Annotated in this window: 8 protein-coding genes; 3 read left to right on the forward strand and 5 right to left on the reverse strand. The window is 72.1% G+C overall.

Annotation, left to right across the window (positions count from 1 at the left end):
• Positions 1-143 precede the first annotated feature (143 nt).
• Complete coding sequence (pulA, locus tag ACZ4V1_RS03720) at positions 144-5,516, forward strand: pullulanase-type alpha-1,6-glucosidase (RefSeq protein ID WP_468328717.1); 5,373 nt, start codon at positions 144-146, stop codon at positions 5,514-5,516.
• A gap of 55 nt (positions 5,517-5,571) precedes the next feature.
• Positions 5,572-5,928: a 5-carboxymethyl-2-hydroxymuconate Delta-isomerase gene (locus tag ACZ4V1_RS03725; protein ID WP_468328719.1), complete on the forward strand. Its 357-nt coding sequence runs from the start codon at positions 5,572-5,574 to the stop codon at positions 5,926-5,928.
• Here the strand turns inward: ACZ4V1_RS03725 and ACZ4V1_RS03730 are convergent.
• The 5 genes from ACZ4V1_RS03730 to ACZ4V1_RS03750 all read right to left on the reverse strand — a co-directional run bounded on the left by ACZ4V1_RS03730 (position 5,925) and on the right by ACZ4V1_RS03750 (position 11,247).
• Positions 5,925-6,614 carry a TetR/AcrR family transcriptional regulator gene (locus ACZ4V1_RS03730; protein ID WP_468328721.1) on the reverse strand — a complete coding sequence of 230 codons (690 nt, stop codon included), beginning with the start codon at positions 6,612-6,614 and terminating at the stop codon, positions 5,925-5,927. The genes ACZ4V1_RS03725 and ACZ4V1_RS03730 overlap by 4 nt on opposite strands.
• Before the next feature lie 57 nt (positions 6,615-6,671).
• The gene (locus ACZ4V1_RS03735) at positions 6,672-7,769 is read right to left on the reverse strand and encodes a PDR/VanB family oxidoreductase (protein ID WP_468328724.1); all 1,098 of its coding nucleotides are present in this window, start codon (positions 7,767-7,769) and stop codon (positions 6,672-6,674) included.
• Entirely contained in the window at positions 7,766-8,692 is a 927-nt protein-coding gene (locus ACZ4V1_RS03740; RefSeq protein WP_468328726.1) for a metal-dependent hydrolase, read from the reverse strand. The genes ACZ4V1_RS03735 and ACZ4V1_RS03740 overlap by 4 nt, the downstream gene beginning before the upstream one ends.
• Positions 8,693-8,761: 69 nt before the next feature.
• Positions 8,762-10,693: a hypothetical protein gene (locus tag ACZ4V1_RS03745; protein WP_468328728.1), complete on the reverse strand. Its 1,932-nt coding sequence runs from the start codon at positions 10,691-10,693 to the stop codon at positions 8,762-8,764.
• 44 nt (positions 10,694-10,737) lie between these two features.
• Positions 10,738-11,247, reverse strand: coding sequence for a tetratricopeptide repeat protein (locus tag ACZ4V1_RS03750; protein WP_468328730.1), 510 nt, complete (start codon positions 11,245-11,247; stop codon positions 10,738-10,740).
• A gap of 135 nt (positions 11,248-11,382) precedes the next feature.
• Between ACZ4V1_RS03750 and ACZ4V1_RS03755 the strand changes: the two genes are divergently transcribed.
• Positions 11,383-11,811, forward strand: a complete 429-nt coding sequence (locus tag ACZ4V1_RS03755) for a hypothetical protein (protein WP_468328732.1) — start codon at positions 11,383-11,385, stop codon at positions 11,809-11,811.
• Positions 11,812-11,820 lie beyond the last annotated feature (9 nt).

The raw sequence follows: 11,820 nt of genomic DNA on the forward strand, positions 1-11,820 counted from the left end.
ACGGACGTACCGGACAGGGGTCGTGAGAGTTGGTGAAAGTTCTTTCCACTGCTTTCGCGACCCTTGCCGCAAGTCTTGCGCGGGCGCTACCGTCTCGCCGGGGTCGGACCCGATCGAGCCGTCATCGCAAGGAGTTCACGCCCGTGATACCGAGAAGGCCGGTGCCTGACACGCGCCGCACCGCACGAGCGAGACGGGTCGCGGCCGTCACCGTGGCCGCGCTCGCCGCAGCCCTCCTCCCGCCCCTCGCCGCGCGGGCCGACGCCCCGCCCCCGCCCCCGTCCGACGCCAAGCTCGCCAAGGCGGACGCCCGGCACGACCTCACCCGCGAGCAGTTCTACTTCGTCCTGCCGGACCGCTTCGCCAACGGCGACACCCGCAACGACAGGGGCGGCCTGACCGGCACCCGCCTCGCCACCGGCTACGACCCCACCGACAAGGGCTTCTACCAGGGCGGCGACCTCAAGGGCCTGACCGACAAGCTCGACTACATCAAGGGGCTGGGCACCACCTCCATCTGGATGGCGCCCATTTTCAAGAACCAGCCCGTGCAGGGCACGGGGGAAAACGCCTCCGCCGGCTACCACGGTTACTGGATCACCGACTTCACCCAGGTCGACCCGCATTTCGGCACCAACCAGGACCTGAAGAACCTCGTCTCCAAGGCGCACGCCAAGGGCATGAAGGTCTTCTTCGACGTCATCACCAACCACACCGCCGACGTCGTCGACTACGAGGAGAAGTCCTACGACTACCTCTCCAAGGGCGCCTTCCCGTACCTGACCAAGGACGGCGAGCCCTTCGACGACGCCGACTACGCGGACGGCTCCCGGCGGTTCCCCCGCGTGGACGCCGGCTCCTTCCCCCGCACTCCGGCCGTCCCCGCCGCGAAGAAGGACCTCAAGGTCCCGAAGTGGCTCAACGACCCGGAGATGTACCACAACCGGGGCGACTCCACCTGGGCCGGCGAGTCCGCCACCTACGGAGACTTCTCCGGCCTCGACGACCTGTGGACCGAGCGTCCCGAGGTCGTCAGCGGCATGGAGAAGATCTACCAGCGGTGGGTCAGGGACTTCGCCATCGACGGCTTCCGGATCGACACCGTGAAGCACGTCAACATGGAGTTCTGGACCCAGTGGGCCACCGCGCTCGACGCCTACGCGGCGAAGAAGGGCCGGGACGACTTCTTCATGTTCGGCGAGGTCTACTCCGCCGACACCTCCGTCACCTCCCCGTACGTCACCCAGGGCCGCCTGGACTCCACCCTGGACTTCCCCTTCCAGGACGCGGCCCGCGCCTACGCCTCCCAGGGCGGCAGCGCCAAGAAGCTCGCGGCCGTCTTCGGCGACGACTGGAAGTACACGACCGACAAGGCCAACGCCTACGAGCAGGTCACCTTCCTCGGCAACCACGACATGGGCCGCATCGGCACCTTCCTCGAGCAGGACGACCCGAAGGCCACCGACGCCGAACTGCTGAAGAAGGACAGGCTCGCCAACGAGCTGATGTTCCTCAGCCGGGGCAACCCCGTCGTCTACTACGGCGACGAGCAGGGCTTCACCGGCGCGGGCGGCGACAAGGACGCCCGCCAGACCATGTTCGCCTCCCGCACCGCCGACTACCTGGACGACGACCAGCTCGGCACCGACCGCACCCACGCCGACGACGCCTACGACACGCGAGCACCGCTCTACCGGCAGATCAGCGCTCTCGCGAAGCTCCGCAAGGCCCACCCGGCCCTCGCCGACGGGGTCCAGACCGAGCGCTACGCGGCCGACGGCGCCGGCGTCTACGCCTTCTCCCGCACCGACGCCGCACGCGGCACCGAGTACGTCGTCGCCTTCAACAACGCCGACGAGGCGAAGACCGCGTCCTTCGCGACCGGCTCGGCCGACATGACCTTCCGCGCCCTCTACGGCACCGCCGACGACGCGCGGTCCGGCGCCGACAAGAAGGTCACGGTCACCGTCCCCGCCGGGTCGGCCATCGTCCTCAGGGCCGCCGGCAAGCTCGGCGAGCCCGCGACCGAGCCGACGGTCACCCTCACCGCCCCCGAGCCCGGCGCCACCGGCACCGTCGAACTGACGGCCGGCGTCAACGGCGGACAGCTCAACCGCGTCGTCTTCGCCGCCCAGACCGGCGATGGCAAGTGGCGCACCCTCGGCTCCGCCGACCACGCCCCCTACAAGGTCACCCACACCATCGGCGAGGAGACCCCGGCCGGCACCGCCCTGCGCTACAAGGCGGTCGTCGTCGACTCGGCGGGCCGCACCGCGAGCACCACGGCCGCCTCCCGCGACTACGCGATCGTCCACTACAAGCGGGACGACGGGAACTACCAGGACTGGGGCCTTTACGCCTGGGGCGACCTCGCCGACGGCGAGGCGACCACCTGGCCCGACAGCCACCCCTTCACCGGCCGTGACGCCTACGGCGCCTTCGCCTACGTCAAGCTCAAGCCCGGCGCGAGAGACGTCGGCTTCCTCGTCATCGACAAGGACGGCAACAAGGACGTAGCCGCCGACCGCACCATCGACGTCACCCGGACCGGCGAGGTGTGGATCGAGCAGGGCAAGGAGCCGGTCGGCACGGAGCGGCCCGACTACCCCGCCCAGGACACCACCAGGGCCGTCCTGCACTACCACCGCGCCGACGGGAACTACGACGGCTGGGGACTGCACGTCTGGGGCGGTGCCGCGAACCCCACCGACTGGTCGAAGCCCTTGACGCCGGTGAAGACCGACTCCTATGGCGCGGTCTTCGAGGTACCGCTCACCGAGGGTGCCACCAGTCTCGGCTACATCGTCCACAAGGGCGACGAGAAGGACCTGCCCACCGACCAGGCCCTGGACCTCAAGGCCGACGGGCACGAGGTGTGGCTGGTGAGCGGCGAGGAGAAGTACCTGCTGCCGCAGCCGGCCGGCTCGGCGGCGGCCGTCGACCTCACCACCGCCAAGGCGGTCTGGATCGACCGGAACACCGTCGCCTGGAACGGCTCCGAGGGCGCCGCCTCCACCCAACTGCTCGCCTCCCGCACCGGCACGGTCAAGGCCGAGAACGGCACCCTGACCGGCGACGACGAGACCACCTGGCTCCGCCTCGCCAAGACAGCACTCACCGACGCCCAGAAGGCGAAGTTCCCGCACCTGGCGGACAAAACCGCCTGGTCCGTCGACCCGCGCGACCGCGACCGGGTGCGCGAGGCCCTGCGCGGCCAGGTCGTCGCCTCCCAGCGCGCCGCCAACGGAGCCGTGCTCGCGGCGACGGGCGTGCAGATCGCCGGCGCCCTGGACGACCTGTACGCGGCCGACGCGACGAAGGCCGACCTCGGACCGGTCTTCCGCCACGGCAGGCCCACCCTCTCCGTGTGGGCGCCGACCGCACAGGACGTGAAGCTGGAGATCGGCGACCGCACGGTCCGCATGCGGCGCGACGGCGACACCGGCGTCTGGTCCGTGCGCGGCCCGCGCTCCTGGAAGGGCAAGGACTATCGCTACGCCGTGAAGGTGTGGGCACCCGAGGCCGGGAAGGTCGTCACCAACAAGGTCACCGACCCCTACTCGCTCGCCCTGACCACCGACTCCGAACGCAGCCTCCTCGTCGACCTGGACGACCGCTCCCTCGCCCCGCGCGGCTGGCACGGCTACGACAAGCCCGAGGCCGTGCCGCTCAGGGACGCCCAGATCCAGGAGCTGCACATCCGCGACTTCTCCGTCGCGGACCGGACGGCGGACCCGGACCACCGGGGCACCTACCTCGCCTTCACCGACGAGGAGAGCGACGGCTCCGGGCACCTGCGCGCACTTGCCGAGGCGGGCACGTCGTACGTCCACCTCCTCCCGGCCTTCGACATCGCCACCATCCCCGAGAAGAGGTCCGACCAGGCGACCGTCGACTGCGACCTCGCCGCGCTCCCGGCCGACTCCGGCAGGCAGCAGGAGTGCGTGGCGAAGGCGGCGGCGAAGGACGCCTACAACTGGGGCTACGACCCGTACCACTACACGGTCCCCGAGGGCTCCTACGCCACCGACCCGGACGGCACCGCCCGCACGGTCGAGTTCCGGAAGATGGTCAAGGCGCTCAACGAGGACGGCCTGCGGGTCGTCATGGACGTCGTCTACAACCACACCGCGGCGAGCGGCCAGGCGAAGACCAGCGTCCTCGACCGGATCGTCCCCGGCTACTACCAGCGGCTCCTCGCCGACGGCTCGGTGGCGAACAGCACCTGCTGCGCGAACACCGCGACCGAGAACGCCATGATGGGCAAGCTGGTCGTCGACTCGGTCGTCACCTGGGCCAGGGAGTACAAGGTCGACGGCTTCCGCTTCGACCTCATGGGCCACCACCCGAAGGCCAACATCCTCGCGGTCCGCGAGGCCCTCGACGCGCTGACCCTGAAGAAGGACGGCGTCGACGGCAAGAAGATCATCCTGTACGGCGAGGGCTGGAACTTCGGCGAGGTCGCCGACGACGCCCGTTTCACGCAGGCCACCCAGAAGAACATGGCCGGCACCGGCGTCGCGACCTTCTCCGACCGTGCCCGCGACGCCGTGCGCGGCGGCGGCCCCTTCGACGAGGACCCCGGCGTCCAGGGCTTCGCCTCCGGCCTGTTCACCGAACCCAACTCCGCCGAGGCCAACGGCACCCCGGCCGAGCAGAAGGCCCGCCTGCTGCACTACCAGGACCTGATCAAGGTCGGCCTGACCGGCAACCTCGCCGACTACACCTTCACGGACACCGACGGCAAGGAGGTCAAGGGCTCCGAGGTCGACTACAACGGTGCCCCCGCCGGATACGCCGAGGCCCCGGGCGACGCCCTCGCCTACGCCGACGCGCACGACAACGAGTCCCTGTTCGACGCGCTCGCCTTCAAACTGCCGGCGACCGTGAGCGCCGACGACCGGGCCCGCATGCAGGTCCTCGCGATGGCGGCCGCCGGCCTCTCCCAGGGCCCGGCGCTCTCCCAGGCCGGTACCGACCTGCTGCGTTCCAAGTCGCTGGACCGCAACTCCTACGACAGCGGCGACTGGTTCAACGCCGTCCACTGGAACTGCGCCGACGGCAACGGCTTCGGCCGCGGCCTGCCCCCGGCCGCCGACAACGAGGACAAGTGGCCCTACGCCAAGCCGCTCCTGGGCACGGTGAAGGTCGGCTGCCCGCAGATCACGGGCGCCTCGGCGGCGTACCGGGACCTGCTGAAGATCCGTACGAGCGAGCGGGTCTTCTCCCTCGCCACGGCGGGGCAGGTGCAGTCCCGGCTCTCCTTCCCGCTCTCCGGGAAGGACGAGACGCCCGGTGTGATCACCATGCGCCTCGGTGACCTCGTGGTCGTCTTCAACGCCACCCCGCGGCAGCAGGAGCAGCGGATCGAGGCGGCGGCCGGCACCGGCTACCGGCTGCATCCGGTGCAGGAGGCGGGCGCGGACCCGGTGGTGAAGGGATCCTCGTACGCGGCGAAGACCGGCACGTTCGCCGTGCCGGGCCGTACGGTCGCCGTGTTCCAGCGGGCCGGCTGACGGTCGCGGCACTGCGGTTAGGGTGAGCCCTGCTGTTCACGCAACGGGAGGGCTCATGCCGCAGATCACCGTCGACTACTCCGCTCAGCTGGCGGACGGCTTCGACCGGCCCGCGTTCGCGCGGGCGCTGCACACCGCCGTGGTCGACATCGCGGCCGCCAAGCCGCCGGCGTGCAAGACGCAGTTCCGCCGCGGCGAGGACACCACGGTCGGCCCCGACACCGAGGGGCACGCCGTCGTACACGTCACCCTCGGACTGCTCGCGGGCCGCACCGAAGAGACCAAGGCACGTCTCACCGAGGCCGTCCTGGAACTGCTGCGGCAGTACGTGAAGCCGGGCGACGGCCTCGCCCTGCACGCCTCCGCCGAGGTCCGGGACCTGGACCCGTCGTACCGGAAGTCCGAGAGCTAGCCGGCCAGTGTGATCAGCCGGCCGACCAGGTCCGCGAAGGGGCCGTCGGCCGGCTCGTCCTCGATGAGACGGCGCAGCAGGGCGCCCATCTCCTCGTCGTAGGCGGCGCTCACCGCCGCCAGCGCGGCGAAGTCGTGCACGAGCTGGGCCTCCAGTTCGGCGCGCGGGATGCGGCGCCCGTCCAGCCAGATCAGGGCCGTCGACTCGGCGAGCGAGATCCAGGAACGGACGACCAGTTCCAGGCGCGCGGGCGGATCGGTGACGCCCAGGTGCGAAAGGATCTGGACATACGCGGCCTGGCGTACGGAGTCCACGAGCGCGTTGGTCGTGGAGGAGCCGACGGCCGGGCCACCGCGCATCAGGGCGGAGAAGCCGGGTCCGTGCTGGTCGACGAAGTCGAAGTAGCGGCCCATGACGCGCAGCAGACGCGCGCCCAGCGGACCCTCCCGCGGCTCCACGAACCGGGCCGCCAGATCGTCCGAGGCACGCTGCAACGCGGCCTCGTACAGGCTGAGTTTGCCGGGGAAGTAGTGGTAGACCAGCGGGCGCGAGATGCCCGCGGCCGACGCTATCTCGTCGATGGAGACCTCGTCGGGCGAGCGGCGGCTGAACAGATCGAGGGCGACGCCGATCAACTGCTGCCGCCGCTCCTCGACGCCCATTCTGCGGCGCACCCCGGTAGTCATACGAACACCTTACCGATCGATTCCGGCCCCCGAACGAGCCGGACCGGGCGCAGGCGTTCACATGTCCAGCACGAGCCGCGTCCCCCGGGCGCGTGACACGCAGATGAGCATCGAGTCGCCGCGTTCCGAATCGGTCAGCAGTTCGTCCCGGTGATCGATCTCGCCCTCCAGCACCTTCTGTTGGCAGGTCCCGCACCAGCCCTGCTCGCAGGAGTACGGGGTGTTCGGCAGCTCGGCGCGCACGGCGGCCAGCACCGAGGTGTCCCCGTCCACGGTGAGCGTGCGCCCGCTGCGGTGCAGTTCGACCTCGAACTCCCCGTCGCCACCGGCCGTCGTACGCGGGGCGAACCGCTCCAGGTGCGGCGTGGTGCCCTCCGGGAGGCGTTCCTCGACCGCCGCCATCAGGCCCTCCGGGCCGCAGCAGTACACCGCCGCACCCTCGGGCAGGTCCGCCAGGAAGGCGTCGAGCCCCGGGCGCCCGTCCTCGTCCTCGGCGACGACGGTGACCCTCCCCCCGCCTTGGGCCGGGGGTGCCCCCGTCTCGCTTCGCCCGTGGCCCGGGTCCAGTTTCTCGATCTCCTCCAGGAACGGCATCGAGGCCCGTGTCCGCCCGCCGTACAGCAGCCGCCAGTCGGTGCCTTCCGGCAGGGCCCGCAGCATGGGCAGGACGGGCGTGATGCCGATGCCCCCGGCGACGAAGGCGTAGGCGGGGGCGTCGACCAGGGGGAAGCGGTTGCGCGGTCCGCGCACCTCCAGCTCGACGCCTTCCCGCACCTGCTCGTGCACCTCGCGCGAGCCGCCCCGCCCGTCCTCGACCAGGCGCGTGGCGACGGTGTAGGACGAGGTGTCCTCGGGGTCGCCGCACAGCGAGTACTGCCGCACCAGCCCGGACGGCAGCACCAGGTCCAGGTGGGCGCCCGGCTCCCAGCGCGGCAGGTCGTGTCCCTCCAGGCGGATCCGGACCACCCCGTCGGCTATCCGCTCGTGCGCGGTGACCAGCAGCGTCAGCGCGCGCGAGCGGGGCTGCCCGGAGACCGGCGGCTCCAGCGCGGGCATCGGCCACAGCGGCGAGCCCTGGACGCGGCGCCGCAGTGCCCGGCGGACGACGAGCGCGGCACCGGCCGCGAGCAGCAGCGCCATCGGCTTGGGCTTCATACGGCGTCCTCCTGCGGGGTCTGCGGCTTCTGCGGCTTCTGCGGGTTCTGCGAGGGCTGTGACTTATCGGCGGCCAGTGCGGCGGGAGAGCCGGCCAGGTAGGCGGCCGCCTGCTCGGTCGAGCCCTCCTGGGACGGGTGGTAGGCACGGCTCAGATAGCGCGGCACCGAGCGGACCACGGCGCCGGTCGAGGGCAGCAGGCCCTGCCGGCCGCGCCGGTGGAAGTCCCGGAAGGTGGCGCGGCCGTCGATGAGTGCCGGATCGTTCTCCATGAAGAACCTGGTCCCGCGCTGCCACAGGAACACCAGCGCCGTGAAGGCGGTCGCCCAGGTGCGCACCCGCCTCGCGTAACCCCCGTCCACGTGCAGGAACACCTCGAAGGCCACGGAGCGGTGCTCGACCTCCTCGGCGCCGTGCCAGCGCAGCAGGTCCAGCATGGTCGGATCGGCGCCCCGCCGGTCGAGCGCGTCGGCGTTCAGCACCCAGTCGCCGAGGAACGCCGTGTAGTGCTCGATGGCCGCTATCAGCGCGACCCGCTCCATCAGCCACCACCGGCGCGGCCGGCCCGGCGGCAGGGTGCGGTCGCCGAGCAGCTTCTCGAAGAGCCAGTCGACCTGCGCGGTGTACGGCGTCGGATCGAGCCCCTGGTCCTTGAGGTGCGGCAGCACCTCGTCGTGGGCCTGGGAGTGCATCGCCTCCTGCCCGATGAACCCGATGACGTCCTCGCGCAGCCGCTCGTCCCGGACGTACGGCAGCACCTGCTTGTAGACGTGTACGAACCAGCGCTCCCCGGCGGGAAGCAGCAGGTGCAGCACATTGATGGTGTGCGTCGTGAACGGGTCCCCCGGCACCCAGTGCAGCGGGGTGTCCTCCCAGGCGAAGGACACCTTCCGCGCCTTGAGCGGGACATGCGTATTAGACATGGCGTCAATGTACTGACGGGTAGGGCTCCGGGGAACCCTTGTGCGAGCAGTTGTTGACGCCAGTGTCAGCTAGCGCAGTCCGCCGATCGTCCGGCCGCTCTCCAGGGTGCCCTTGAGCTCGGCCTGCGCGCCCTGCTCGGCCTTCGCCGTCAGCAGGTTCCCGCCGGCGGAGTCGTTGATGCCGCCCGTGGCCTCGACCGACTTCGTGCCGGGTCCGCCGGCGGCGAGCAGGTACCAGTGCCCGCCCTCCGACTTCCACAGCACCCCGGCCAGCACGTGCGGGTCGCGCTCGCCGCACGCCGGTACGTCCTGTGCCTTCGCGGCCACCGCGCCCTGCGCCCCGCCCGGCGTCCGGAACTGGGCCATCACCCGGGCCCCGTCGCCGCGCCAGGTCTCGGCCCGGACGCACACCCACGCGCTCGATCCGCTCGAGTCGGGCAGCGGCTGCCTCGCGAACTCCCAGGCGTTCACCGACCGCACGCCCTGTCCGCGCACCGCGCCCAGCGAGCAGGCGTACGGCGCCCAGGCGTCCACCGCCTTCGCGCCCGAGGCGTCCTTGGCGGAGCCGGGGTGCCCGGTGGTGAGACGGGCCGGCACCAGCTCACCGAGGTCGGTCACCAGGCGGGTGTCCGAGCCGTCGGTCAGCTCCAGCGCGTTCCAGGACGCGCACGCGCCCGACTGCTGCCGCACCGGGCTCGCCACCGGCGAGGTCACGCCGTCGGTCAGCGCCAGATCCCGGGCGTCGGCGTCCGGGTCGGTGAGGTCCCGCCCGGCCGCCTTCGTCACCCAGGGCGCCGTCAGGTAGCGGACGTTGCCGTCGGTCCGGCCGAGGACCACCGCGTTCGCCTCGGCCCGGACGGCACCGTCGGTGCGCGCGAAGTCCAGGGCGGCACCGGCCGTGCCGTCCTTCGGTTCGGCGTACCTGGCGATGCGCAGACCGTCGTAAAGGATCACCACGCGCGCGTTGTCGACGGTCCCGGCGTACAGCAGCTGGGGCGGTCCGGACGGGCCGCCGGTCGGGGTGCCCGGTGTCGCCGAGACGCCCACGCCCTCCCCGGGCCGGGCCCAGACGGCGAGGGCGCGGCGCAGCAGCTCCTTGTCGCCGGTGAGGTCACCGCGGGCCGGCCAGACCGAGAAGTCGGTGCGCGCGGAGGTCTGCCACGCCGCCGGGGCCGCCTTCGTCAGCTTGACCGGGTCGAGGGCGGCCTGCGCCGCCGGGTTCCGCGCGTACGGCGGGGCCGCGGCGCCGTCCGGCCCCCAGCCGTCGCCGGGCAGCCCCAGCAGCGCCCCGCACACCACCAGGGCCGCCCCGGCGACGAGCGCGGCCTTCGTGTGCTGCCGGCGGCGCAACAGGTCGGTCGGCCGGGCCTGCAGCGAACAGGGGTCGAACTCCGGTGACCCGAGCAGCGCGTACTGACCGGGAACCTCGTCGGCCTCCCGCAGCGCGGCGTCGGCGTCGGCGACCCCGGCGGCCCCGAGCAACTGCCGTACGCCGTCGTCGGAAAGCTTCTCCAGGCCCCGCAGCACGTACGCCGCCCGGCCGGGTGCGGAGAGGGTGGCGAGCCGCTGGTCGAGGGCGAGTTCGTCGGCGCCGCCGGAGCGCGGGAAGAGTTTGAGCCCCCGCACCTGCGGGAGCAGCGGCGGCAACTGGGAGCGCTTGGGCCACGCGCGCCGCCGCAGCGGGAGGCCCGCCTCCAGTGCCGTACGGATGACCCGGAGCCGGATCAGGGCGTAGCCGGGGTCGACCTCGCGGCCGGTCGGCTGGGCCGGGATCACGGGTGTCGTCGTGCGGTTGCGGGGCAGTGCGCGCTGGGTGAGGGCGTGCGCGGTCAGGACGCGGCGGCCCCGGCCGAGGCGCGGCGGCAGCACCAGATAGGCGAGCCGGACCAGGCGCGGGTAGTGCTCGACGAGCGCGGCCTCGGCCTGCTCGACGCCGACGACCGGGTCGGCCGGGGAGGCGGAGGACGGTGCGGGGCGCGGGGCGACATCCTGTGACTGCACGTTCAGCAGAACGAGCGAATCGGTGGTTGGTCACCGTGCCCAGGTCAGTCCCCGGGTTCCACCAGCAGCCGTGCGTAGGCGGCCATGGAGCGCCGGTAGCGCGGCAGATGGGGCGCGAGCGCGCCGAGGACCAGGGACAGGCCCTCGCGGTCGCGGCCCGTGCTCGACAGGCACAGGGCGAGCGTGGCACGTACGGCGTCGTCCAGCTCGTCCGAGTGCGCCGTCAGTTCGGGGGTGAGCAACTCGACGCCCTCCTCCGGACGCCCGGTGTTCCGAAGGGAGCTGGAGAGCTGGATCCGCGCCCGGCGGCCCTTGTAGCGGCTGACCTCGCCCAGGCCGCGCGCCAGCGCCTCGCGGTACAGCGGCACGGCCCGGTCCGAGTGGCCCGTGGAGTCCCAGGCGCAGGCCCGCTCGAACAGGCCGAGGGGACTGTCCGCGGGCAACTCGTCGGCGAGGGCGCCGATCACCGCCCGGAAGGCGGCGGCGTCCTCCTCGGCGCCGTCGTCGAACGCCGCCCACGCGGCGGTCACACGGTCTTCCCAGTCCTGGTCCACGGCGCCACTTTCGCACGGGCGTGCTCGGAAGGGCACCGGGATTTCTGAATGGTTCGCGCTCCGCGCCCGTACCGATGACGAGAGCCCTCGCCGGGGCTCCGTGCGGCATGTCGCCGAAACGGACCGGAGGAACACATGAGGCTGACCCGACCGATGCTCGCGCTGGCCGGAGCGGCGGCGGTACTGGCGCTGACCGGCTGCGGAGCCGACGGGGACGGCGAGGCGGCCGTGCCCGAGACGGCCACCGGCAGCCTGGAGCACCTGGCCGCCGAGGTGAAGTGCGCGCCCAACATGCAGACCGACGCCGACACCATCCGCCAGGCCCTCTGCGAGAAGGGCGACGAGAAGTACTTCCTCGCCACCTTCGCCACCGATCGCGGCCAGCGCGAGTGGATCAACACGGCCAAGGACTACGGCGGTTACTACCTCGTCGGCCGCAAGTGGGTCGCCGTCGGCCACGAGGACGTCGTGGCGGACCTCCGCGGCCGGCTCGGCGGGACCCTGGAGCAGGGCACGCAGCACGGCGGCGGCCACTCGGCGGGTCACGGCGGGCACGGCGGCTGACCCGTACGG

This window comes from Streptomyces sp. NPDC028991 (assembly GCF_055564775.1).

Bases quoted from the DNA above. Each gene is read 5' to 3' on its own strand.
- ACZ4V1_RS03725 (WP_468328719.1), top strand. From the start codon at position 5,572: ATGCCGCAGATCACCGTCGACTACTCCGCTCAGCTGGCGGACGGCTTC.
- ACZ4V1_RS03730 (WP_468328721.1), bottom strand. From the start codon at position 6,614: ATGACTACCGGGGTGCGCCGCAGAATGGGCGTCGAGGAGCGGCGGCAG.
- ACZ4V1_RS03735 (WP_468328724.1), bottom strand. From the start codon at position 7,769: ATGAAGCCCAAGCCGATGGCGCTGCTGCTCGCGGCCGGTGCCGCGCTC.
- ACZ4V1_RS03740 (WP_468328726.1), bottom strand. From the start codon at position 8,692: ATGTCTAATACGCATGTCCCGCTCAAGGCGCGGAAGGTGTCCTTCGCC.
- ACZ4V1_RS03755 (WP_468328732.1), top strand. From the start codon at position 11,383: ATGAGGCTGACCCGACCGATGCTCGCGCTGGCCGGAGCGGCGGCGGTA.